This window comes from Labilibaculum sp. K2S, assembly GCF_030372765.1.
Taxonomy (GTDB): domain Bacteria; phylum Bacteroidota; class Bacteroidia; order Bacteroidales; family Marinifilaceae; genus Labilibaculum.
On sequence record NZ_JAUCMW010000003.1, the window covers coordinates 100,208 to 124,348 of the forward strand.

The 24,141-nt window shown below is 35.2% G+C and carries 17 protein-coding genes; 11 read left to right on the forward strand and 6 right to left on the reverse strand.

The genetic code is table 11. The annotated features are described in order from the left end of the window. Window positions 1-8 precede the first annotated feature (8 nt). The 3 genes from QUH73_RS20860 to gap all read right to left on the reverse strand — a co-directional run bounded on the left by QUH73_RS20860 (window position 9) and on the right by gap (window position 4,163). Complete coding sequence (locus QUH73_RS20860; protein ID WP_442913392.1) at window positions 9-440, reverse strand: DUF2752 domain-containing protein; 432 nt, start codon at window positions 438-440, stop codon at window positions 9-11. Further along, window positions 412-2,964, reverse strand: a complete 2,553-nt coding sequence (locus QUH73_RS06110) for a bifunctional aconitate hydratase 2/2-methylisocitrate dehydratase (RefSeq protein WP_289529561.1) — start codon at window positions 2,962-2,964, stop codon at window positions 412-414. The genes QUH73_RS20860 and QUH73_RS06110 overlap by 29 nt, the downstream gene beginning before the upstream one ends. A 191-nt stretch (window positions 2,965-3,155) precedes the next feature. Then, complete coding sequence (gap, locus tag QUH73_RS06115) at window positions 3,156-4,163, reverse strand: type I glyceraldehyde-3-phosphate dehydrogenase (protein WP_289529562.1); 1,008 nt, start codon at window positions 4,161-4,163, stop codon at window positions 3,156-3,158. A 513-nt stretch (window positions 4,164-4,676) separates the two neighbouring features. Between gap and QUH73_RS06120 the strand changes: the two genes are divergently transcribed. Continuing rightward, complete coding sequence (locus QUH73_RS06120; RefSeq protein WP_289529563.1) at window positions 4,677-6,419, forward strand: POTRA domain-containing protein; 1,743 nt, start codon at window positions 4,677-4,679, stop codon at window positions 6,417-6,419. An 11-nt stretch (window positions 6,420-6,430) separates the two neighbouring features. On the opposite strand, the gene QUH73_RS06125 is transcribed toward QUH73_RS06120, so the two are convergent. Then, on the reverse strand, window positions 6,431-6,991 hold the full coding sequence (locus tag QUH73_RS06125; RefSeq protein WP_289529564.1) for a hypothetical protein: 561 nt from the start codon (window positions 6,989-6,991) through the stop codon (window positions 6,431-6,433). 297 nt (window positions 6,992-7,288) lie between these two features. Here QUH73_RS06125 and QUH73_RS06130 point away from each other — a divergent pair, with 297 nt between their 5' ends. The 3 genes from QUH73_RS06130 (at window position 7,289) to QUH73_RS06140 (ending at window position 11,864) form a co-directional block, all read left to right on the forward strand. After that, a complete protein-coding gene (locus QUH73_RS06130) occupies window positions 7,289-10,231 on the forward strand; it encodes a PAS domain S-box protein (protein WP_289529565.1) in 2,943 nt (980 codons plus the stop codon). A 306-nt stretch (window positions 10,232-10,537) separates the two neighbouring features. Beyond that, entirely contained in the window at window positions 10,538-11,098 is a 561-nt protein-coding gene (locus QUH73_RS06135; protein ID WP_289529566.1) for a PdaC/SigV domain-containing protein, read from the forward strand. A gap of 115 nt (window positions 11,099-11,213) precedes the next feature. Beyond that, a complete protein-coding gene (locus tag QUH73_RS06140) occupies window positions 11,214-11,864 on the forward strand; it encodes a hypothetical protein (RefSeq protein WP_289529567.1) in 651 nt (216 codons plus the stop codon). An 8-nt stretch (window positions 11,865-11,872) separates the two neighbouring features. Here the strand turns inward: QUH73_RS06140 and QUH73_RS06145 are convergent, their stop codons facing one another. Next, window positions 11,873-12,631, reverse strand: coding sequence for an SDR family oxidoreductase (locus QUH73_RS06145; protein ID WP_289529568.1), 759 nt, complete (start codon window positions 12,629-12,631; stop codon window positions 11,873-11,875). A gap of 142 nt (window positions 12,632-12,773) precedes the next feature. Here QUH73_RS06145 and purL point away from each other — a divergent pair, with 142 nt between their 5' ends. From purL to QUH73_RS06165, 4 genes are all read left to right on the forward strand, one after another. Next, a complete protein-coding gene (purL, locus tag QUH73_RS06150; RefSeq protein WP_289529569.1) occupies window positions 12,774-14,930 on the forward strand; it encodes a phosphoribosylformylglycinamidine synthase subunit PurL in 2,157 nt (718 codons plus the stop codon). Between the two features lie 138 nt (window positions 14,931-15,068). Next, entirely contained in the window at window positions 15,069-15,797 is a 729-nt protein-coding gene (gene ubiE, locus QUH73_RS06155; protein ID WP_289529570.1) for a bifunctional demethylmenaquinone methyltransferase/2-methoxy-6-polyprenyl-1,4-benzoquinol methylase UbiE, read from the forward strand. Between the two features lie 41 nt (window positions 15,798-15,838). Then, window positions 15,839-16,543, forward strand: a complete 705-nt coding sequence (porT, locus tag QUH73_RS06160) for a type IX secretion/gliding motility protein PorT/SprT (protein ID WP_289529571.1) — start codon at window positions 15,839-15,841, stop codon at window positions 16,541-16,543. Between the two features lie 29 nt (window positions 16,544-16,572). Then, the gene (locus tag QUH73_RS06165; protein ID WP_289529572.1) at window positions 16,573-18,141 is read left to right on the forward strand and encodes an NAD(P)/FAD-dependent oxidoreductase; all 1,569 of its coding nucleotides are present in this window, start codon (window positions 16,573-16,575) and stop codon (window positions 18,139-18,141) included. Here QUH73_RS06165 and QUH73_RS06170 read toward each other — a convergent pair whose 3' ends face one another. Then, window positions 18,142-18,912, reverse strand: a complete 771-nt coding sequence (locus QUH73_RS06170) for a TrmH family RNA methyltransferase (RefSeq protein ID WP_289529573.1) — start codon at window positions 18,910-18,912, stop codon at window positions 18,142-18,144. 108 nt (window positions 18,913-19,020) lie between these two features. Between QUH73_RS06170 and tamL the strand changes: the two genes are divergently transcribed. The 3 genes from tamL to QUH73_RS06185 all read left to right on the forward strand — a co-directional run bounded on the left by tamL (window position 19,021) and on the right by QUH73_RS06185 (window position 24,136). Then, window positions 19,021-21,414: a translocation and assembly module lipoprotein TamL gene (tamL, locus tag QUH73_RS06175; protein WP_289529574.1), complete on the forward strand. Its 2,394-nt coding sequence runs from the start codon at window positions 19,021-19,023 to the stop codon at window positions 21,412-21,414. A gap of 126 nt (window positions 21,415-21,540) precedes the next feature. Next, window positions 21,541-22,617 carry a class II fructose-bisphosphate aldolase gene (gene fbaA, locus QUH73_RS06180; protein ID WP_289529575.1) on the forward strand — a complete coding sequence of 359 codons (1,077 nt, stop codon included), beginning with the start codon at window positions 21,541-21,543 and terminating at the stop codon, window positions 22,615-22,617. Between the two features lie 151 nt (window positions 22,618-22,768). After that, window positions 22,769-24,136 carry a sodium-dependent transporter gene (locus tag QUH73_RS06185; protein WP_289529576.1) on the forward strand — a complete coding sequence of 456 codons (1,368 nt, stop codon included), beginning with the start codon at window positions 22,769-22,771 and terminating at the stop codon, window positions 24,134-24,136. Window positions 24,137-24,141: the final 5 nt, after the last annotated feature.

Consider the following 24,141-nt stretch of genomic DNA (forward strand, 5'->3'; position numbering starts at 1 on the left):
ACTGATTTTTAGTAATGGGAACTGATTTTATAAATGTATGAGAAGAGTATTAACAGTACTGATAGAAAGAAAAGATATTTCAAAATTATTGCGCCCCATGAAAATTTGAATTTTAAATGCAGAAGTAAAAGAGAGAGCATACTCAACATAGGAATAAGTGCAGGATACAAGTGTATTGATTCCCAGATATCACCTTTGAGTAGAGCAAGCAAAGAAGTTTGCAAGCCACAACCAGGACATGCAATTCCAAAGTGTTTATGAAAAGTACAAGTCACCAGATTGTTTTCGAGCCAATTGATGATGTTTTGCCACATTCGATTAAAGATATGGTCTAATTTATAAAAACAATGGCGCAAAAAAAAAAGCCGATGCAAAAACATCGGCTTTAGAATTAAATATGTGAAAATATGATTACAGATCTCTTCTTTGATAAAGAGCATCCTCCATATCCATTTCGTCGAACTGCATGTATTTGTAAATTTCCTTTTCGTCCGCTTGAATCTTTTCTTTGTAAATTTCCATGTACTCAGCAGGAGTAGGTAATTTACCCAAAACAGAAACAACAGCACCAAGTTCGGCAGAACCCAAATAAACCTGCGCACCTGTTCCCATACGATTATTGAAGTTACGGGTCGAAGTTGAATAAACATTTGCATGATCAGGGACACGAAGCTGGTTACCCATACATAGTGAACATCCTGGAGTTTCAATACGAACACCCAATTGAGAGAAGGTTGCAAAAGTTGCTTCTTCTTTCAATACAGCCTGATCCATGCGGGTAGGAGGAGCAATATATGTTCTCACCTTATCGCTTGGTGTATGGCCTTTCCAAACTCTTTCACAAGCGCGGAAGTGACCAATGTTTGTCATACAAGAACCAATGAATACATCCTGAATTTCAGTGTTCTGAACATCAGAAAGTAATTTTACATCATCAGGATCGTTAGGACAACAAAGAATCGGTTCATGAATTTCTGAAAGATCAATCTCGATAGTAGCAGCATATTCAGCATTTTCATCTCTTGCGATCAATACTGGATTTGCCAACCACTCGTTGCAAGCATCAATACGGTTCTGAATAGTTGCTGCATCTTCGTAACCCATCTTGATCATTGATTTCATCAAGGCTATATTTGACTTCACGTACTCGATAACACGAGCTTCGGATAACTTGATACATCCAGCTGCAGCAGAACGTTCAGCAGTTGCATCAGTCAGTTCGAAAGCTTGCTCAACAGTGATATCCTCAAGACCTTCCATCTCGATGATTTTACCGTTGAAGATATTGATTTTGTTCTTTTTAGGTACAGTTAATTGTCCGTTTTGAATTGCAAAATAAGGAATAGAATTTACCACATCACGCAAAGTGATACCTGGGTTTAGTTTTCCTTTAAATTTGATTAAAACAGATTCCGGCATATCCAAAGGCATAAAACCCAAAGCTCCTGCAAAAGCAACTAAACCGGAACCAGCTGGGAACGAAATTCCCAAGGGAAAACGTGTGTGCGAATCACCACCGGTACCAACAGTATCAGGAATCAACAAACGGTTTAACCATGAGTGAATAACACCATCACCTTGTTTTAAAGGTACACCTTTACGCTCAGAAATGAATTTAGGTAAGCTTTTGTGCATTGTAACGTCTGTTGCTTTAGGATAAGCTGCTGTATGACAGAAAGACTGCATAAACATTGGCGCTTCAAAACTCAAACAGGCTAATTCTTTGATCTCATCTCTGGTCATAGGACCGGTTGTATCCTGAGAACCAACGGTTGTCATTTTTGGTGCGCAGGAAGCTCCAGGCAACACGCCCTCAACGCCACATGCTTTTCCAACTATTTTTTGAGCCATTGTATACCCCTGATTAGCCTTTGGCTCTGGGTTATTGGCAACTGCAAAAATATCTGTGGCAGGCATTCCTAATAACTCACGCGATTTCTCAGTTAATGCTTTACCAATAATCAAAGGAATTCGGCCACCTGCCCGGTACTCATCAGATAAAGTATCAGGGGCTAAGGAGTAAGTGCTAACGACTTCACCATTGCGGGTAATTTCACCTTTTTTATTATTGATAATGATTTCGTCACCGGTGTTAAGAACTGAAACATCAGTGATAATAGGTAATCCTCCGGAGTCTTGAGTTGTATTGTAGAAAATAGGAGCAATAGCACCACCAATTACCACACCGGCAGTACGCTTGTTTGGCACAGCAGGAATGTCTTCTCCAATATGCCATAGTAATGAGTTTGCCGCAGATTTACGCGATGAACCTGTACCCACAACATCTCCAACGAAAGCAACTTTGTGACCTTCTTTTCTCCAGCCGGCAATAATTTCAATACCATCTTCGAAACGTCCTGCTCCCATAGCTAAAGCGTGCAAAGGAATATCTGGACGGGTAAACGCCTGAGATGCAGGAGAAAAATCATCAGTATTGATCTCACCTTCTACCTTGTAAACTTTTAATTTAATTTCTTCAGGCAGTTCAGCACGCTTAGTAAACCACTCTGCGTTTGCCCAGGATTCAAGTACACTTTTAGCTGCTGTGTTGTTCTTTGCAAGATCGGCTATCGTTTGAAACGAATCATATACCAGAATTATGCCTTTAAGAGCTTGGGCGGCTTCTTCAGCTAACGATTCATCTTTTAATGCCTCAACCAATACGGTTACATTGTAACCACCCATCATGGTTCCTAAAATTTGAATTGCTTCAGATTTTGTGATGATTGGAGAACTCAATTCGCCTTTTAAAAGTTGTCCAAGAAACTCTGCTTTTACTTTTGTTGAATCATCAACTCCAGGAGCTATTCTTTCAGTAAATAAATGTAATAGAAGCTCTTCGTTTCCTTTTGGAGGAGTTTCTAACAGTTTGCACAATTCAACCGTCTGTTCTGAGTTTAAAGGTAAAGCAGGGATTCCTTTCGCATTCCTTGCTTGTTCGTGTTTTAGATATTTCTCTAACATCTTGTCTTTGGAAATTGTAGTTTAAGTGTAAAAGTGATATAAAAAAATAGAGAATTAATTCCCTATTGGCAAAGCAAACATATGGTTTTTATTATTAGGTTGTTCCTAAAAAAAATGTGTTTTATATCATATTACGGCATAAAAAAAGCTCCCCAAAAAGGAGAGCTTTAAATTGTATATCTATATAAGGATTACTTTACAGAATCCATGTATTGAATTAATTCACATACTTTAGTAGAATATCCCATTTCATTGTCATACCATGAAACAACTTTTACGAATGTTGGAGATAATTGAATACCTGCTGTTGCATCAAAGATAGAAGTTCTTGTATCACCAATGAAGTCATTAGAAACAACTGCATCTTCAGTATAACCAAGAACACCAGCTAATTCGCCTTCAGAAGCTTTTTTCATTGCAGCACAGATAGCAGCGTAAGTAGTTTCTTTTTCCAAACGAACAGTTAAATCAACTACAGATACATCTGGTGTAGGAACACGGAAAGACATACCAGTTAATTTACCATTCAAAGCAGGAATTACTACACCTACAGCTTTAGCAGCTCCAGTAGATGAAGGGATAATATTTTGTCCGGCTCCACGTCCACCTCTCCAGTCTTTTGCAGAAGGACCATCAACAGTTTTTTGAGTTGCAGTAGTAGCGTGAACAGTTGTCATTAAACCTTCGATAATACCAAAATTGTCATTCAACACTTTAGCTACAGGAGCTAAACAGTTAGTTGTACAAGAAGCATTAGAAACGAAAGCCATATCGTTAGTGTATTCTTTGTTGTTTACACCCATAACGAACATTGGAGTATCATCCTTAGAAGGAGCAGACATCACAACTTTCTTAGCACCTGCATCGATGTGACCTTGAGCTGATTCTTTTGTTAGGAAAAGACCAGTTGACTCAACTACATACTCAGCACCTACGGCACCCCAGTTAATATCAGCAGGATTTCTTTCAGCAGATACACGAACAGTTGTTCCGTTTACGACTAACATACCATTTTTTACTTCAACATCACCGTTGAATTTTCCATGAGTAGAATCATATTTTAACATGTAAGCCATGTAATCTACATCAATAAGGTCGTTAATTGCAACAACTTCGATATTGCCTTGTGCAACTGCCTGACGGAATACGAAACGTCCGATACGTCCAAATCCGTTGATACCAATTTTAATCTTTGACATTGTGTATAAATTTTAATTTATAAACCCTTTGTTTCTCAACGGCAAAAGTATGTATTTTAAAAATATTTTGTATCGAAAAAGTGAAAAAAAATAATTTATTTATTTTTCACCTAAATAAGACTTAGTGTCTGTTGATGAGGGTTTTATGTGGTATTGTAACGATTGCGATTAGAAAGTTTAGGACAAAAAAAAATCTCATTTTGTGAGATTTTTTTTGATTTAAACAGTTTTGCTTGTACAGCTTGTATTTGTTTTTGTATAAGCAGGACATCTTTTATCAACTGCGCATGATGTTGAGATTATTCCAAGAAAGAATAATATTGCTAATGCGTAAAGTGTTTTCTTCATAGGTAATAGAATTAAAGGTCAAGTATATTCGTTTCTAAATTCGCGAAAAGATATAAAAAAATGTTGTGAAACTATAAATTGTAAATATTTGTGTTTTGTTAAATTTATACTGTCTTTTATACCTTCTCTGTATTATTTTTGTTTGGGAAATATCGAAATTATTTAATGAAAAAACTATTTCTAAGCTTATTTATCACATCATGTTTTCTTTCTTTTGGTTTTTCTCAAGAAAAATCTTTTGTATTGAAAGTTGTTACATCCGTTAATAATGGTGGGGTGCAAGAGAGTTTGCGTGAGGATTATGAGAAGTTTATTGTTGAGGAAATGGCATTTAAACGACTCGGAAATAAAATTTCGAAATTGAAACAAAAAGGGTATTTGGAAGCCAGTGTTGATTCAATTTTTTTCAGTAGCGATACTATTATTGCAATGATTCATCAGGGAGGTAAATATGAATGGGCGGAAATAAATTTTTGTGGAAACCATAATTTGGACTTATCTGCATTGGGTATACGGTCGGTGAATAAAAGAAGAAAATTTATCAGTTTCTCTGATCTGGAAATTTTGCAGACTGAAATTTTAAATCATTTAGGCGATAACGGATATCCTTTTGCTCAATTAAGGTTATCAGAAATCAGTATTGTAAATAAAAAAGTAAGTGGAGAATGGGAGATTGAACCTTATGATTTTATTCGATGGGACAGCATTGTAATAAAGGGAACGTCTAAACTTAAACCTAAGTTTTTACAAAAATATTTGGGTATTCATCCAAATAAAACATACAAGGAGGGCAGCAGTAAATTGATTTCTGAAAAGATAGGTAATCTTGGGTTTGTGAAGGAAATTAAAGCTTCAGAGATTGAATTTGAGAGAGGGAAAGCAAGACTGTATACTTATCTTGAAAAGGAACAGGCCAATCAGTTTGATGGAATAGTCGGTTTTCAGACAAATAAGGATAATAATAAACTGGAGTTAACCGGGGAGGTAAAGTTGGCTTTGGAAAATATATTTTCAGCAGGAGAGAGTATTCGCTTCAATTGGCAGAAATATGCAGAAAGCAGTCAGAACTTGTCCTTAGGAATGGTTTATCCTTACTTGTTTTCTTCTGGTTTTGGGGTTGATTTTGGTTTTGATATTGAAAAGAAAGATTCAGCTTATTTAAGTACTGCAATTGATTTGGGTTTTCGGTTTACTCAGTCGGGTAAAAATTTCAGCAAGCTGTTTTTTAAAAGAAATTCATCATCATTACTAACTACGAACCATTTGGCCGGTGCTTCAGTGCTTCCAGATTATGCGGATGTAAAGTCCTGTTTGTACGGATTTGCTTACCATTTTGAAAATTTGGATTATTCTTTTAATCCTAAAAAAGGATGGAATCTTAATTTTTCTATTGCCACAGGAACACATAAAACAAATAAGAATTCCGGCATTCCCAGTGAGCTATACGATAATATCCATTTATCGGAGAACTTAATTGATACAGAATGGAGCTTGGAGTATAACATTCCAATTCAGGAAAAAATTAGTTTCAGCCTTAGAAATAAGAGCGGGCTTAAAGATTCAAAGAATTTGTTTCAAAATGATCTTTTTAAGCTGGGAGGTTTAAACTCTTTAAGGGGGTTTAATGAAGATTCATTTAGAGCTTCAAAATATTCTGTTATGACTACAGAATTGAGGTTTATTCCTCAACAAAACTCAAGTTTTTACTTGTTTTGGGATGGCGGATATTACAGTAATAATTACTTGAAGGATAGAATTGATGATTATCCTTGGGGAATTGGCTTTGGTTTAAATTTTGCTTCAAAATCGGGGATTTTTACCTTAAATTATGCTGTAGGAAAACAACGTAATGCAAAGATTGATTTTCAGGAAGCCAAAATCCATTTTGGATTTGTAAGTCGTTTTTAATTGGTATGTGTTTAAGCTTTGCTGTTTATTTTAACCAATAAATAGTAACTAATTAAAATTGAAATTCCGGTAATACAGGAGGCAGCAATGTTTGGCAGTTGACCTTCCAGTAAAAGGTTAGTTGTGAAAATAACAATTAACGCAGTTGTTATTCCAATAGGAAAGGAGGTAACGATGTATTTAAAGTTCGATTTTGAAGTTTTATTCGCTAAATTTTCAAGTTGCTCAACGTCAACTTCAAATTGTTCAATCGCCTTCGAAAATGCATTGATTTCTTCATTGAAAAAATCATTTTCCTCTTGGGAAATAAAAAATAAAAAAGAAATGAAACGATAATTTGCATAAACATTGTAATCCAAACGTTCCTTTTTTACAATCTCAATTTCAACGATAGTTTTCCATTTAATAGGATTAAGAGATAGAAGATTGCCAGCAATACTTCCTCTGTGAAAAGTCATTCCTTTCGCATTGGCATCTGTAAGCGTATAGCCCCGGACTTCATAGAATTTTATGATATCTGAAACTAATAGTTTTTTATTTCGTTTTATATTGAAGCCAATTAGCTTTTTCATGAAAAAAAATTAGGTATTTCAAATGTATTAAAAAAAAAGAGATACGCCAATTTTACCAGGTTAAATAGGTGTTGTGACAACATATTGTTATCTAGTAGAATAACGTTTTTGTGTCGTTTTTATGCTGTAATTGAAGAATTAATTAGTTACTGTTTTGAATAATTGGATAGGAGTGTTGTGCAATAATTGATGGAGTCCTGTGAATGTGTGAAAAAAAGTTGTGTTTTTTATAACTCAAACTTCAAAACCAGAGTATAAGCATTGTATTCTGCTACATTACTAATGTAAATTTTTCCTATGCTAATTAATGTTAATTCTCTTAATTATACTGCAAATCCATTGGTAAATAGCGTTTTGGATTGTTTTTTGGAGGTTCCTGTTCTGAAAAATCTAGATTCTCTTTTGGATGATTTTTCGTCCTTAAGTGGATGCCCCTGTTTGTTTATGGATTTTAAGAATCGATATGTTCATGGCAACGACTGTAAGGCAATCGCACTTTTGGATAGTGAACTGGCTCGGAGCAGTAACAATCTTTTCGCTGATATACTCAAAATAAAATCAGTAAGAGAAGACGAGAGTGTTGAACTAGTTTATGGAAAGCATGCCAGAGGCGTTTTTATGCCTGTTAAAATTAAAGAGGTGGTTTTAGGGTATTTTGTTTATGGTCAGTTTATTGAAAAAACAGATCCTTTGGCCTTAAAAATAGAACAAGGAATTCGGCTCACAAATGAAGAAAAAGAAGACGCGAAGCTTCTAAAAATATTATCAAGAGAAGAAATTGAAGCGAATATTTACAAATCAATTCGTTTTGTAAAAGGAATTTCGTCGCAATTCGAGATGAATTATGATTTAAAGAATGAAATCAGAAAGAATCAGGAAACGGCAAATCAACTTCGGGTTCAAAAAACTTTCTTTGAAAATTTATTTGAGAACTCTCCGGAGGCAATAGTTATTTTAGATAATGAAGATAAAGTAATTCAGGCAAATCAGGAATTTCTTCGTTTGTTTGAATATACACAGGAAGAAATTACATTAAAAAAAATAAATGATCTAATTGTTCCGGAAAGGTTTAAAGACGAAGGTGCCAGTGCTACAAAAGATGCTTCTGTTGGACAACTGATTGACATGACAACAATTCGTCAGACTAAAACAGGAAAGCAGATTCATGTACAGGTACTTGGAAAACCCATTGTTTTGGATAATGATCAGCTTGCTGTTTATGGAATTTACCGAAATCTGACTCAACAGGTTTGGAATCAGAAAAGGGAACAAATAATACATCGCATCTCAGAAATTCTGAATTCTTCCATAAATTCTGTAGAGATGATCAATAAAATAGGAGAAGAATTAGTGCAAATTGTTGGCGCAGGAAGATTATTTCTGGAACTGATTGCTCCTGACGGGCAATCCTTGAACTCTTTTACTGAAAATAATGAAGCTTTTAAAGCTATTCGTTATTCGGAGTCGTTAAGCAGTGCGGTAATTCGAGAAAAAAGAATGTTTTATTTGGATGATAATCAGATAAATGATATGATTCTTTCAAATAAATTATCTTTAGTGATAACTCCAAAGAGTTGGTTAGGTATTCCTCTTATTGCTGAGGAGAGAGTATTAGGTGTTTTTGGAGTCGCTGGTTTTGTTGAAGGTTCAGAAATGAATTTGGAGAGTATTAAGTTGCTTGAACTTCTTTCAGTTCAATTAGCCGCTGGTGTTGTGAAGAAAGCAAAGGATAATGAATTAAGAATGCTGCAACGCTCCATGGAGCAGAGTCCTGCATCTATTGTTATTACTGATTTAAATGGGAATATTGAATATGTTAATCCAAAGTTTTGTGAGGTAACTGGTTATAGTTTAGAAGAAGCAATAGGGAAAAATCCCAGAATTCTTAAGTCAGGTGCTACCCCGGATGAAACGTATAGGGAAATGTGGGATACTGTTTTATCTGGTGGAGAGTGGCAGGGCGAACTCTTGAATCTAAAGAAAAATAAAGAATTGTATTGGGAAAGGGTCAATCTTTCAGCCATGAAGGATGAATTCGGTAAAATCACTCATATTGTTGCAATTAAAGAGGATATTACGGAAGCAAAATATTTTGAGAAGGAATTGCTTGAATCAAAAAACCGAGCTGAAGAATCGGATCGGTTAAAATCTGCTTTTTTAGCAAATATGTCTCACGAATTAAGAACACCGCTAAATGCAGTGATCGGATTTTCTAATTTATGTGATGATTCATTATCAATGACTGAAATTCTTGAATTTGTTGGCTTAATAAACAAGAGTGGAAATCAACTTTTAGGCATTATAGAAGATATTTTAAGTTTTACATCTATAGAAAGTGAAGTTTTTCAGATTAATGAGGAAGAATTTTTCATGTTCAATTTTATTGAGGATGTTAAGAAAATTTCTAAGGAAAAACGAGTTCAGGAGAATAAAGAGCGTTTAGGATTACAATTTAAAAAGGATGAGAATTTTTCCAGAGTATTGGTTAAATCGGATTATCAGAGATTATTGCAGGTTGTAACTAACTTAATAAAGAATGCCTTTAAATTCACAAATGAAGGACAAGTTGAGTTTGGATACAAGGTTGATGGTGGAGAGTTATGTATATATGTAAAGGATAGTGGTGTTGGAATTAATGAAGACAAGAAAAATATAATTTTTGATCGGTTCAGGCAAGCTGATGATTCCATCACCAGAACTTTTGGAGGAACTGGGTTGGGATTGGCTATTTCCAAAAAAATAATGGATATGTTAGGAGGTACAATAGAAGTCGAATCGGAGCCTAATGTTGGATCAATTTTTACTTTAAGATTAAATTGTGTAATTTCTAAAACTGATAATAAGAGAGAATCTAATAATACAAATGGTATGCAAACATCAAATTCACCATTAATATTAGTTGCCGAAGATGAAATTTCGAATTTCAAACTAATAGAAGCTATATTAAAACGAAACAGTTATGAGGTTGTAAGAGCCGAGAATGGAGAAGAAGCGGTTGAAATGTGTAAGCAAAATCCTAATATCTGTTTGGTGTTAATGGATATACGAATGCCTGTAATGGATGGACTAATTGCCACCAAAAAAATTAAGGGGTTTAGTCCTAATCTGCCAATAATTGCACAAACAGCTTATGCTATGGATGGTGACGAAAATAAAGCAATTGAGGAAGGTTGTGATGATTATATTTCAAAGCCAATAAGAAAAGAGCTTTTGCTGGAAAAAATAAAAGCATTGATCTAGTTCTTTAGAGTTGCTTTGAATTGAAAAACCGTCTCTCTTGACGGTTTTTCTTTTTTTAATACCTTTTTGGAATAATTATTCATATTGTGTAAGGTGATGGAATTGAGCTGTGTTTTTGTTTTTAGGATAAAAGGTGTACCTTAATTTTACGAATTGAATAGTTGGGATTTGAGAAAAAGAGGGAACCTATTATTTGCATTGTTGATACTTATATGTGTCATTGAGATTCATTCCTGTAGAAATGATCTTAGTCTTATTGTGCATGAAAGGGAAATCTCCAAGAGAATAAAAGACGGACTATTTAATGTGAAATACCCTGAATTAAAATACAGTGGCAATAATTCCCGAAATGTATGCGATTCAATTAATTCAAATATCAAGAGCTTTGTAAATTCACTTATGAAAGAAATGGATTGCAATGAGAATTATGAGTTTAAGTTAGAGAGAAAATCTTGTAGCAGGGAATTAAAAATTGACTACAATCTGGATATTTTTGAAAAAGACTATGTAAGTGCCCGATTTACAATTTACTCCTACCAAGGTGGAGCTCATGGTCGAACTTATTACAAATGTTTTAATTTTAGTGCGCAACGAGCAGAACAATTAAAATTAAACGATTTGTTGTATTTAAAAGAGAAGAAGGAATTACAAGTATTAAATAAACTGTTGGTAAAATATTTTAAGAACCCCGATCGGTGTTTTAGTGAAATTCCTTCTGTTACGTCTGACTTTGAATTTTTCTCATATCAGAATAATAGTTTTATATTTTCCTTTTCTGACAACACATTAGGAGATTATGTTTGTGGAACGGCAGAGATTAAAATTCCATTATGGGAGTTGAAACAGAACGGATTATTGAAATTGTAGTTGCTTAAAACTCATTTTATGAAACGTCCATGACAGGGATATTTTGACACATAGGGGGATGATTATTCCAGCATGGTAAGTTCTATATGTCAGTAAATAATAAAAATATAAACAGATGAAAGCACTTGTCGTTGGAGGATCTGGTTTTACAGGAAGAAAATTAATTGAACTTCTTTTAAAGGACAAGGAGTATACTAAGGTTTGTGCATTGGTTCGAAATGAAATTGACCTGGTTGATGAAAAATTCATCCAAATCAAGGTAGATTTTGAAGCACTTTCATCTGAAAATATTCCGGAGTGTTGCGATATTGCTTTTTGTTGTCTGGGAGCAACCATTCGGAAGGCTCAAACGAAGAATAATTTTCGAAAAGTAGACTTTGAGTACATTGCGTATTTTGCGAAACTTTGTGAGATGCATTGCATAAAAGAATTTCATTTAATAAGTGCGATATGGGCAAGTCCTCAATCCATTTTTTTTTATCAAAAGGTGAAGGGCGAGCTTGAATGTTTTATTAATTCACTGAATTTCGAAACAGTAGTTGTTTATCGTCCATCAGTGATTTATGGAAATAGGAAAGAATTTCGGCCTTTCGAAGCATTTGCTGCCTGGATCAGCCGAAATATGAATTTTCTTTTTGTAGGTAAATTGAAAAGAATTACAGCCGTAACCGGAGATCAGTTGGCGAAGACGATTCATCAAAATTCCAATAAAAATATTTTAGGCAGATGGATTATTGAATCTGAAGAAATATCCAAAACCCAATAACCAGTCATCTAAACTCTGTTGACATCTCTTGCTGAGGCTTGGTTGGCAGGCATTATCAAAATATCATTGATGTTTACATGAGCAGGTCTGGTGGCGATAAACTCAACGGTTTCTGCAATGTCTTCGGCATAAAGAGGTGTAAACCCATTATATACTTGTTCCGCTTTTTCGGCATCACCTTTGAATCGCACCAGAGAAAACTCTGTTTCAACCATTCCAGGAGCAATAGAAGAAACCTTAATATTGTGAGGCAGCAAATCAATTCTCATTCCTTTTGTGATGGCATCAACCGCATGTTTTGTTGCGCAATACACATTTCCACCTGGGTAAACTTCTTTTCCTGCTATCGACGAGATATTAATGATTTGGCCTGTTTTTCTAGCTATCATTAAAGGGCTAATTGTTCTTGTTACGTACAGAAGGCCTTTTAAATTCGTATCAATCATTCTTTCCCAATCGTCAATCATTCCTTCCTGAACTGGAGATACTCCAACCGCTAATCCTGCATTGTTTAGCAACAAGTCAATCTTAGTCCATTCCTCAGGTAGAGAGTTTATCTTTGATTCAACTTCTTTTTGAATTCTTACATCCAATTCAATTGCTAAAACCTTCACGTGGTAATTTGCAATTAACTCTTGTTTTAATTTTTCCAGATTTTCTTTTCGTCGTCCCGAAATAATTAAATCAAATCCTATTTTGGCTAATTTTTTAGCACAAGCTTCGCCAATGCCTGCAGTCGCTCCTGTTATAAATGCAATTTTGTTCATTGTAATTGAAAATTTATTCAAATTTCACGTCAGAATATTTTATGATTTCTATAGAGGAAGTAAAGTTAAAAACTACCGGGATTATTCGTGTTACTATCTTATTTTTTTTAATTTTAAATATTATCACCTAAATTCTTTCATCATGATAAATCAGGAAGTTTCGATACAATTAGCAGAAGATTTGGGAATTCACCAAGATGGATTTGAAAGGATTTCTAAAAATCTTGGACGACTACCTAATTTATTGGAATTGCAGATTTATTCTGTAATGTGGTCCGAAAATGTATCTTACAAGAGTTCTTTTAATTGGATAAATTCATTGCCAAATACAGGTGAGAATATTATTTCCGGTGCTCATCAGTCCAATGCCGGAGTTGTTGATATTGGAAATGGGGAATATTGTGTGTTTAAAATGGGAACTCACAATCATCCCAGTGGAATAGATCCTTATCAAGGAGCTGCAACCTGTGTAGGTGATGTTTGTCGCGATGTTGTATCTGTTGGAGCAAAACCAGTACTTATTTTAAATTCATTGCGTTTTGGCGAAGCTTTTTTGGATCGGACCAAATGGTTAATGGATGAGGTGGTGAAGGGTATTCGTGATTATTCTTCTGTTCTTTACATGGAAAACATGGGCGGAGAGGTTTGTTTTAATTCTTGCTATGATACGAATCCTCTTGTTAATGTTATGATTGCAGGAATTGTTCCAAAGGAAAAATTACTGCTTAACAGGAAAATGATTCCCAGACAATTGATTCTAATTGTTGGTAATTCGACAGGGGCAGAAGGTGTTTTCGGTCAGGATGAAAATTTCACAATCCCAAAAGGAAATCCGGATATTGGAAGTGTATTAATTGACAGTATTCTTAAACTGAATGATGAAAATGCAATCGTTCGTATCGAGAATCTAGATATGGCTGGTATCGTTAATGCTGTGGCCTCTATAAGTGTACATGCAAAACATGGTGTTGATATCGATCTAAATCAAATACCTCTTAATCAGTCTGGATTAGGTTTGGAACAAGTTCTTTTATCAAGAACACAAGAAAGAATGATGCTGGTTATCGATAAAGAAAAGCAGGATTTAGTTTTTAGTGTATTTGAGAAAGCCAAGATTCCATGTAGTAAAATTGGAGAGATAACTGATGATAAAACAATTCGGTTTACTGAGGCGTCAAATGTAGTGGCAGAATTAAATGCACATGATTTAGTGATGGGATATGGTGCTCCACAATCAAATAGAAAGCATCATCCTATCCTCAAAGAAAAAGACGTTGATTTTTTAGAGATTATTCCTGAACCTGATAATTACTGGAAAGTGATTAGTGAAATGGTTAATAATCCAAATTTGATAATTAAGGAGTCTTTACAACTTGATTTTGAAGAGGAAACAAACAAGTCGCCTTCTGATGCTCAAATATCAATGGAGAATTTAAATGGTAAAGCTCTTTGTTTTACTGTATCAGGTAATTCTGTTTATTCATTCAACGATCCAAATTTAGGTGCGCAGATTAATATTGCCAGAGCAGTTCGACGTATTGTTTGTTCGGGAGGAAAACCTTTGGCATTTAATGATTGTTTGAATTTTGGCAGCCCTTTAGAAGAAAATGTTTTTTCACAATTTGTAGAAACTATTAAAGGAATTTCCAATGCCAGCGAATTTTTCGATACTCCGGTTGTTGGGGGGAATGTGAGTTTTTATAATGAAAGCTCTGTGCTTGGTAAACGAGTTGCTATAAATCCCACGCCAATAATTGGCATGCTTGGAGTTATTAGCCCGAAGACAAATCACATGTCGTATATATACAGAAATAAGGGTGATGTAATTTTTCTGATTGGCAAATCCAGAAATGATATTTCGGGTTCCGAGTACTTGTGTTCAGTTCATAAAAAGTGTGATGTTGGTGTTCCTTACTTCAATCTCGATGAAGAGAAAGCAATAAATAGTGTTGTTGCCAATTTGATTGAGAAGAAATTGATTAGCTCTGCTCATTCTGTTGAAAGAGGTGGCCTTTTCTTTAATTTAATAGAATCATCTATGCCATTAGGATTTGGTTTTGATATTACCTCTCCTGCTGAAATCCGTCAGGATGCATTCTTATTTGGGGAAGCTCAAGGACGAGTGGTCGTTTCTGTCTCCATGGAAAACGAAGATCGTTTTGTGGACATGATGATGGAAAGTGGAGTTCGGTTTTCAACTTTAGGTCATGTTACCAAGGGGGAATTAAGAATTGATGATATTTCATATGGTTCCATTGATGAGTATAAAAAAGGATATCAACAAAAAGCAATTAAGTGAGTTTTCACAACAAGATGAATGTTTAACTTTTTAACAAAGAATCATGTAATGGTTCTTTGTTTTTCATTCACTATATTTGTGCTTTTACAATTAAATTGGTCCGCGGGCTATACATTTTAATCATTAGACTTTTTATTCGTGGTAAATCCCTATAAAGATTTAGATAAGAGCAAAAAAGATCAGGTTGCCCTGATGTTTAATAATATTGCAAGGAAATATGATTTTTTAAATCATTTTTTATCCATGGGAATTGATAAGCTTTGGAGAAGGAAAGCTGTTAAATTATTACAATCGATTCAGCCCAGACAACTTTTGGATATTGCAACAGGAACGGGTGATTTTGCCTTGGCTTGTTTAAAATTAAATCCTGATAAAGTTACAGGAATTGATATTTCAACTGAAATGCTTGCGGTAGGCCGAGAGAAGATTGCTAAGAAAAATCTTCAGGATAAAATAGAATTATTTGAAGGAGATTCGGAAAATATTCAGTTTGATGATAACTCATTCGATGCAATAACTGTAGCTTTTGGTGTTCGCAATTTTGAGAATTTAGAAAAAGGATTACAAGAAATGAATCGTGTTGTTCGTCCGGGAGGAAAAGTGGTTGTTCTGGAATTTTCAAAACCAAAAAAGTTTCCGGTAAAACAATTTTACAATTTTTACTTTTTTAATATACTTCCTTTCTGGGGTAAAATGGTTTCTAAGGACAGTTCAGCATATACCTACTTACCAGAATCTGTAGGAGCTTTTCCTGATGGAGAGAATTTTCTGGAAATATATAAATCCTGTGGTTTTGTAGATGCTGAGCAAATAAAGTTGAGTTTTGGAATTGCCTCCATTTACATCGGAACCAAACCAGTACAATAAAAGAGTATTTTGTAGGTTTATACTTAAAAGAATTCCAAAATTTGAAAAGAATACTATTTATACTGTTGTCATTGCTTAGCTTTTCATCCTGTTTTTCACAGAGAGGATATAAAGCTGAGAGCATTTTAAATTATCAAAAAATTGATCAGAAATGGTTGCATTTTGGGTTTACTTTGGGCGTGAACAGCATGGATTTTGCGATATATAATTCCGGGAAAGGTGATGCCCGCGCAGAACAGGTTGTTTTTTCTCCGGGCTTTACGGTTGGAATTGTTTCTGATTTGCGTTTGCATGAAGATTGGTCTCTGCGATTTCTGCCTGGTTTGGAATTTGGACAGCGAACCATAAGATATTCTAATCTGGATGTGGAAGAGGTTAATGTTGAATCGGTATTGGTAAATCTTCCTTTACTGCTTAAATATAGAGCCCGACGATTGAATAATTATCGTCCATACTTAATTGGTGGAGCAAGTTTTAAAATTGATGTGCAATCGCAGGATGCTTTAGATCCGGAAAACGATATGCTGGTGCGACTAAAAAATACAGATCTGTATTTGGAGTTGGGAGCGGGTATCGATTTTTATTTACCCTATTTTAAGCTCGCAACAGAATTGAAATTTGCTATCGGATTAAAGGATGTTATGAATCATGAATATGATATTGATAATCCGGGATATGAAGCTTACACCGATGTTTTTAGGAAAGTGAATTCCAAAATTATCACTCTTTCCTTTCATTTCGAATAGGGATTTTCATCTCATAATATTTTCTTAGAATGATTACCGAATTAGATATAGTATTAAGTCCGAAGGATGCTTCAGATAAAAAATATTACCAACCAATCTTAGCTAAAAAATTAGGTGTTAATGTTTCGCAGATTCATGAAATAAAAATTCTGAGAAAATCGATTGATGCACGTCGAAGAAACATTTTAGTTAATCTTCGGTTTCGTGTTGCCTGCGGGGAAGAATTCCCTCAATCCAAAGAATTTGCATTCGATTATTCTAATGTTGCAGGGAAAAAGAAAGTGATTGTGGTTGGAGCAGGACCTGCAGGTTTGTTTGCAGCTCTTCGATTAATTGAACTGGGATATCAGCCTGTTGTTTTGGAAAGGGGCAAAAGCGTTGAGGACAGAAAGAAAGATTTGGGAGAACTGCATCGGACAAGAAATGTAAATCCGGACTCTAATTATAGTTTTGGTGAAGGCGGAGCCGGAACATTCTCTGATGGAAAATTGTACACTCGTTCCAAGAAGCGCGGAGATTTGAAGAAAATTTTGAAGGTGTTGCATTTTCATGGTGCTCAGGATGACATTTTATTTGATGCGCATCCACATATTGGTACTGATGTTCTGCCAAAGGTAATTGTTCGGATACGTGAAAATATTTTAAAAGCTGGTGGACAGGTTCATTTCTCAACAAAGGTGGTTGATTATATTTTAGACGGTGATCGAATTTGTGGTGTTGTTACTGAAAGTGGTGAGGAAATTATTGGAGAGGGAGTAATACTGGCAACAGGTCATTCTGCTCGTGATGTATATCGTAAGCTTCACAAACAGGGAATTGAGTTAGAGGCTAAGTCATTTGCAATGGGTGTTCGAATTGAGCATTCACAAGAGTTAATTGATCAAATTCAGTATCACAATCCTGCCGGGCGAGGTGATTATTTGCCGGCAGCAAGTTACAGTTTTGTTCATCAGGTGGAAGACCGGGGTGTGTACTCATTTTGTATGTGTCCGGGAGGAGTAATTGTTCCTGCATCAACAGGAGACAGACAGCAGGTTGTTAATGGAATGTCTTCCTCGAATAGAAATACAGCTTTTGCAAATTCGGGTATGGCAGTTGAAATCCGCACTCAGGATTTGAAGGAATATCAGCAACACGGTGCTTTGGCGGGCTTGTATTTTCAGGAAGAATTGGAAGAAAGAGCATTTGTTGAAGGTGGCGAAAATTTAACGGCTCCTGCACAAAGAATGAATGATTTTGTGAATGGGAAAAGGAGTAGTTCTTTGCCTAAAACATCTTATCAACCTGGAATTGTATCGTCTCCTATGCATGAGTGGCTGCCGGAGCATATTCGACTCCGTTTGCAGGAAGGATTTAAAGTGTTTGGGCAGAAATCCAAAGGTTTCCTTACGAATGAGGCAGTTATTTTGGGCGTAGAGTCAAGAACGTCATCACCTGTGAGAATTCCGAGAGAACGGGAAAGTTTTCAGCACATCCGAATTGAAGGGTTATTTCCTTGTGGCGAAGGTGCCGGTTATGCTGGAGGAATTGTATCTGCAGCAATGGATGGAGAGCAATGTGCTGATGCATTTGACAGATATCAAAATCCCAATAAATAACTAGAATTCGGGTCTCCTGAATTCTGAGCAAATTATAGAGGTTGCAACCGAAACATTAAGAGATTCGGAAACAGCTTTTCCACTTGGAAAATCAGGAATGTAGAGCTTGTTGGTCACTAATTTTTGAATTGTTTCAGAAACACCTTTTCCTTCATTTCCCATTATGATGAACCCCTTTTTTTGAAGTTGACAATTGTAGATGATTTCCCCTTCGAGAAAGGTGCCGTAAATAGGAAAATCAGGTGTTTTATATTTCAAAATTAATTCTTCAAGGGAGGTGTAAATGACAGTAATACTGGAGATAGCACCCATGGTGGCTTGAATTACTTTGGGGTTGTAAAGATCAACCGTGTTAGGAGAGCAAAACAGATGTTTTATCCCAAACCAGTCGGCTATTCTTATTATAGTACCCAAATTTCCGGGATCCTGAACATCATCAAGAACCAGAGATAGTGAATCCTGAATGATTGTTTCATTTATAATTCGAGATGGGATTCTAAAAACAGCGACTACCGTTGATGGAGTTTTTAAAGAGCTGATTTTTTTTATCTGAGTCGCATCTGTTTCAATACGATTAGTAATTTTTGCTTTGTTGGAAACAGAATTACATTCTTTCCATTCTTTGGTGTAAATAAGAAATTCTACTTCGGTTTTTGCCTCAATAAGATCTGATACTAATTTATTTCCTTCTGCTACGAAAAGCTGATGCTGATCCCTGTATTTTTTCTGTTGAAGGCTGGTTATCAGTTTGATTTGATTTTTGGATAGCACGGTTTTTATTTTGAAAAATTATCATTTAAAGGCTGTTAAAGCCAAGAATATATCATTGAAGTTAAGTATCTTTGTCGTATTTTAAACCGAATAATACTTTTATTATATTTGAAATCATACGAGAAATACAAAAGTAGTTATAATTTCCCTATTTTATTTTTTTTGACAGGCCTGCTTTTAGTTTTAGGTGCTTGTTCTACTACAAAATATGTTGGTGAAGGTGAATATCTATTGAATAAGGTTGTTGTTAATTCTGACGACAAGTCCATTCCAAAAAGTGAATTAAAGCGCAATGTAAAGCAAACCCCTAATTTAAAGATTTTAGGGGTTTGGAAATTCCACTTGGGTTTATATAATTTATCCGGTAAGGATAAAGAGAAAGGATTTAATAAATGGCTAAGAAGAATTGGTGAGGAACCGGTTATTTATGAGGATTTTCAAACGAAGCGTTCCTTACGACAATTGGAGATTTATTTGCAGAAAAAAGGCTATTTCAATGCCGAAGTTCGGGATTCGGTAAGTTTTAAAAGAAAAAAAGCCAAAGTATATTACTTTATAAAATCCAAAGAGCCTTATCGTTATCGGAATGTTTATCGGGAAATAAACGAACTTCCTTATAATTTTCTTTCCCCTTTTCAGGAGAAAGGAGAGATGTCTGATTCCACTCTAATTCGTAAATATATTGTTTCCGATAAAAGTAATTCGGATGTTCAGTTAGGAGATAAAGTGGATTCCGACGTTTTGAATAAGGAGAGGATCAGGATTTCAAAATTGTTAAAGAATCAAGGGTACTTTAATTTTTCCAGAGAGTACATTCATTTTATTATGGATAGTACCAATAAAGCCAACAAAATGGATGTTTTTGTTGGAGTTAAAACACCTGAAGATAGTAAGGCCGTTAAAAAATACAAAATCAACAAAGTTTCAATATTTACCGAGTACGATCCTAAGTTGATGTTGATGAATGATGAGAAGTATTTAATGGATTTGGATACCATCCAGTATGAGGGTGTTGATTTTATTTACAGGAAAAGGATTAAAATTAAGCCAGACGTGATTTTATCTTCGATATTGATTCGTAAAAATGAACTTTACAATTTAAAATCAGTCGAACAGACATATAGCCACCTTCAATCTTTAGGTCAGTTTAAGTTTCTAAATGTAAAATTTGAAGAGAATACAGATTCTGATGAAGAGGAGTTCGGTAGCTTAGATTGCGTTATTCAATTAACTCCTCACGATCAGCAGTCATATTCCGTCGAATTTGAAGGAACTAATTCATCTGGGAATATTGGATTTGCAGGAAATTTAAATTATCAGCACAAAAATTTATTTGGTGGAGCAGAAATTTTTGATCTGCAATTTTCGACAGCAAAGGAAACCTTAAAATCTAATGAGCAAACAAATTTTAGTTCGTCGGAATACGGAGTTGAATCAAAATTGAGCATTCCGAAATTTTTATTGCCTTTGTTAACTGCCGAGAAATTCAGGAAATCTTACAATCCTAAAACAGTATTTTCTTTGTCGTATAATTTTCAAAAACGACCTGATTACACCAGAACGATTGCCGATGCCAGTTTTGGTTATGTTTGGAAATCTTCAAAGTATTTACGACACACACTTAATCTGATAGAATTGAATTTTGTTGATGTTAAAAACTTAAGTGAAGATTTTCTGGGATCAATAAGCAATTTATACATTAAAAATTCATTTACCGATCACGTAATTACAACCAGCAGGTATTCATTGACATATAATGATCAGAATATTAATAGGCCTGGGGATTATAATTACCTCAGATTTAATTTTGAGTCAGCAGGAAATAGCCTTAAAGCAATAAATAAGTTGATTGGGAAGACTGAAAAAAATGACCTTAACGATGAGGGAAATATTGAAGGAACTTATTCCAATTTTATTGGAATTCGATTTGCCCAATACTTAAAGAGTGATATTGAATATCGGTTTAGCCATCATATAAACAAAGCTAATACAATGGTTTACAGGGCTTTTGTTGGGGCGGGTTTGCCTTATGGAAACTTAGAGGTATTACCATTTGAGAAAAGTTATTTTTCCGGTGGAGCTAATGGTATTAGAGCATGGCAAGTGCGTTCATTAGGTCCGGGATCGTATTTTTCCGATGATGCAGCAATTTATCCAAACAATTCGGCAGATTTAAAACTTGAAGCCAATTTGGAATATCGTTTCAAATTATTCTGGGTTCTGGAAGGTGCTTTATTTGTAGATGCCGGTAATATTTGGGCAATTTCGAAGAGAGATAATCGTGTTGGAGCTGATTTTAAATTTGACAGGTTTTATAAAGAAATTGCTTTAGGAACTGGTTTTGGAACTCGTGTTGATTTGAATTTCATCCTTTTCCGTATTGATTTAGGTTTAAAATTGCACGATCCTTCTTTAGTATCTGGGGAAAGGTGGATTATTGCTCATCGTCCATTTAAACTTAATCAACTTACCTTTAATATTGGAATTGGATATCCTTTTTAAATCGCATTCGTTTGCGTAATTTTCTTATATCCAAAACAGTGCAAAATCTATAATTTCTTTTTAACTTCGTGCCAAATTGACTTCCCAGCCGATTTTATTTAGAACTATCCGATAAAAAATATTATTATGAAACGAGTATTAGATGTAGTTAAGCCAGGTGTTGTAACTGGTAACGATGTTCAAAAATTATTTCAAATAGCTAAAGAAGAAGGATTTGCTATTCCTGCTGTAAATGTTATTGGTACTAACTCAATCAATGCTGCTCTTGAGGCTGCGCGTGAAGTTAATTCTCCAATCATTATTCAGTTCTCAAATGGTGGTGCTTCATTTTTCGCTGGAAAAGGAATTGTTGCTGAAGGACAAGGTGCCGCTATTATTGGTGCTGTTGCAGGTGCTAAATATGTTCATGCTGTAGCAGAACATTATGGTATTCCAGTTATCTTGCATACCGATCATGCGGCTAAAAAACTACTTCCTTGGATCGATGGTTTATTGGATGCAGGTGAAGCCTTTTTCGCAGAAACAGGAAAACCATTATTTAGCTCACACATGTTAGATTTATCTGAAGAGCCATTGGAGGAAAATATTGATACTTGCGCTAAGTATTTAGAGCGTATGGATAAAATGGGTATGACTATCGAAATTGAATTAGGTTGTACTGGTGGAGAAGAAGATGGTGTTGATAATTCAGATATGGACAACTCATTATTGTATACACAACCTGCAGATGTTGCCTTGGCTTATGAAACTTTATTAAAAGTTTCTTCTAGTTTTACAATTGCTGCTTCTTTTGGTAATGTTCATGGTGTGTATAAGCCAGGTAATGTTGTCTTGACTCCAAAAATCCTATTAAATTCTCAGACTTTTATTTCTGAGAAATATGGAGTTGCGAAAAATACAGTTGATTTTGTTTTCCATGGTGGATCAGGTTCAAGTGTTGAAGAAATTCGTGAAGCAATCTCTTACGGAGTTGTTAAAATGAATATCGATACTGATACTCAGTGGGCATGTTGGGATGGTATCCGTACTTTCGAAGCTAAAAACCATGACTACCTGCAAGGTCAAATTGGAAACCCTGAAGGGGGTGACAAGCCAAATAAGAAATATTACGATCCCCGTGTATGGTTGCGTGCAGGCGAGGTTTCTATGAAAGATCGATTAGTTAAAGCTTTCGAAGATTTAAATGGAGTAGGACGTAACTAAATTACCTTCTATCGAAATATATAAAACCCGGATTTATTCCGGGTTTTTTGTTTTCAATGATTCTAAACTTCAATCGTGTTTTTGAATTTGAAGTTAATTTTAGCAAATTTGGAATTCCTCGAATTTGAATACAGGCAACTAAAAAGAACAAATGAATAAAGATAAGCTCTCTTCACGCGATGTGTTTTCAAGCAAGTTTGGTGTAATTGCAGCCGCTGCAGGTTCTGCTGTCGGTTTGGGAAATATCTGGAAGTTTCCATATATCACGGGAGTGTATGGCGGAGCTGCATTTTTATTTGTGTATTTAGGATTTATAGCTCTTATTGGATTGCCTGTAATGCTTTCAGAGTTGGCAATTGGACGAAAATCCAGACGGAATGTTTTTGGAGCCTTTAAGTATTTAGCTCCAAATTCTCCATGGAAATTTGTAGGAATGCTTGGTGTTGCTGCGGCGGTCATGATTTTAGCGTTTTATGGTGTTGTTGCAGGTTGGAGCATTGATTATATTGTTAAAGCATTTGCGGGTAGTTTTGTGGCTAAGAGTCCGGATGAGATGGAGTCGATGTTTGTGAATTTTATTGAGAGCCCTGTATCGCCAATTTTATATCAGCTTTTATTTATGGTAATGACAATGGCGATTGTTATTATTGGGGTAAAAGATGGAATAGAAAAATACGCAAAGTTTTTAATGCCCTTACTCGTTGTAATAATCATTGTGCTATGTGTTAGGTCAGTGACCCTTGAGGGGGCTTCAGAAGGGTTAAAGTTTCTTTTTAACCCTGATTTCTCAAAATTAACAGCTGATGGAATATTGAGTGCTTTAGGACATGCTTTTTTTTCTTTGAGTTTGGGGATGGGAACGCTGGTAACTTATGGCTCCTACATTGATAATAAGAATAATATTGCTGTTACAGCTCTTCAGGTCACTATTGCTGATACTGTGATTGCAATATTGGCAGGAATAGCTATTTTCCCTGCAGTTTTTGCATTTGGAATTGAGCCTAACAGTGGTCCAGGCCTTGTGTTTATTACCCTACCCAATGTTTTTCAACAAATGCCAGGTGGTTTTTTCTTTTCAATTTTATTCTTTTTACTCTTAACGGTTGCGGCCTTAACATCGTCAATATCTATACTCGAAGTTGTGGTAGCGTATTTTCGGGAAGAATTAAATTTGAAACGGAACTTCTCAACCATTTTGGCAACCGTAATGATCTCCTTTATTGGAGTGTTTTGCTCCTTGTCGATGGGGATGTTAAAAGAGTACACAATGTTTGGCTTGAACTTTTTTGATTTGTTGGATTGGATTTCTGCGAATATACTTCTTCCGCTTGAAGGCTTATTTATCTCCTTGTTTGTAGGATGGTATTTGGGAAGAAAGAAAATGGAAAAAGAGTTCGCGAAAGGGGCACGTACTGTAAATTGGTTAGTTGCGGCATTTATATTTTTGGTGAAGTTTATAGCTCCTGGTGCTATCGCAATTGTTTTCCTGCATGGATTAGGAGTATTTAATTTTGGATAATTGTC

What these genes read in the sequence shown, in the direction of transcription:
- QUH73_RS20860 (WP_442913392.1), bottom strand. Translation starts at nt 440, where the DNA reads ATGCTCTTTATCAAAGAAGAGATCTGTAATCATATTTTCACATATTTA.
- gap (WP_289529562.1), bottom strand. Translation starts at nt 4,163, where the DNA reads ATGTCAAAGATTAAAATTGGTATCAACGGATTTGGACGTATCGGACGT.
- QUH73_RS06130 (WP_289529565.1), top strand. Translation starts at nt 7,289, where the DNA reads ATGCTAATTAATGTTAATTCTCTTAATTATACTGCAAATCCATTGGTA.
- QUH73_RS06165 (WP_289529572.1), top strand. Translation starts at nt 16,573, where the DNA reads ATGATTACCGAATTAGATATAGTATTAAGTCCGAAGGATGCTTCAGAT.
- QUH73_RS06185 (WP_289529576.1), top strand. Translation starts at nt 22,769, where the DNA reads ATGAATAAAGATAAGCTCTCTTCACGCGATGTGTTTTCAAGCAAGTTT.
- QUH73_RS06120 (WP_289529563.1), top strand. Translation starts at nt 4,677, where the DNA reads ATGAAAAAACTATTTCTAAGCTTATTTATCACATCATGTTTTCTTTCT.
- QUH73_RS06140 (WP_289529567.1), top strand. Translation starts at nt 11,214, where the DNA reads ATGAAAGCACTTGTCGTTGGAGGATCTGGTTTTACAGGAAGAAAATTA.
- QUH73_RS06145 (WP_289529568.1), bottom strand. Translation starts at nt 12,631, where the DNA reads ATGAACAAAATTGCATTTATAACAGGAGCGACTGCAGGCATTGGCGAA.
- QUH73_RS06110 (WP_289529561.1), bottom strand. Translation starts at nt 2,964, where the DNA reads ATGTTAGAGAAATATCTAAAACACGAACAAGCAAGGAATGCGAAAGGA.
- QUH73_RS06125 (WP_289529564.1), bottom strand. Translation starts at nt 6,991, where the DNA reads ATGAAAAAGCTAATTGGCTTCAATATAAAACGAAATAAAAAACTATTA.
- purL (WP_289529569.1), top strand. Translation starts at nt 12,774, where the DNA reads ATGATAAATCAGGAAGTTTCGATACAATTAGCAGAAGATTTGGGAATT.
- fbaA (WP_289529575.1), top strand. Translation starts at nt 21,541, where the DNA reads ATGAAACGAGTATTAGATGTAGTTAAGCCAGGTGTTGTAACTGGTAAC.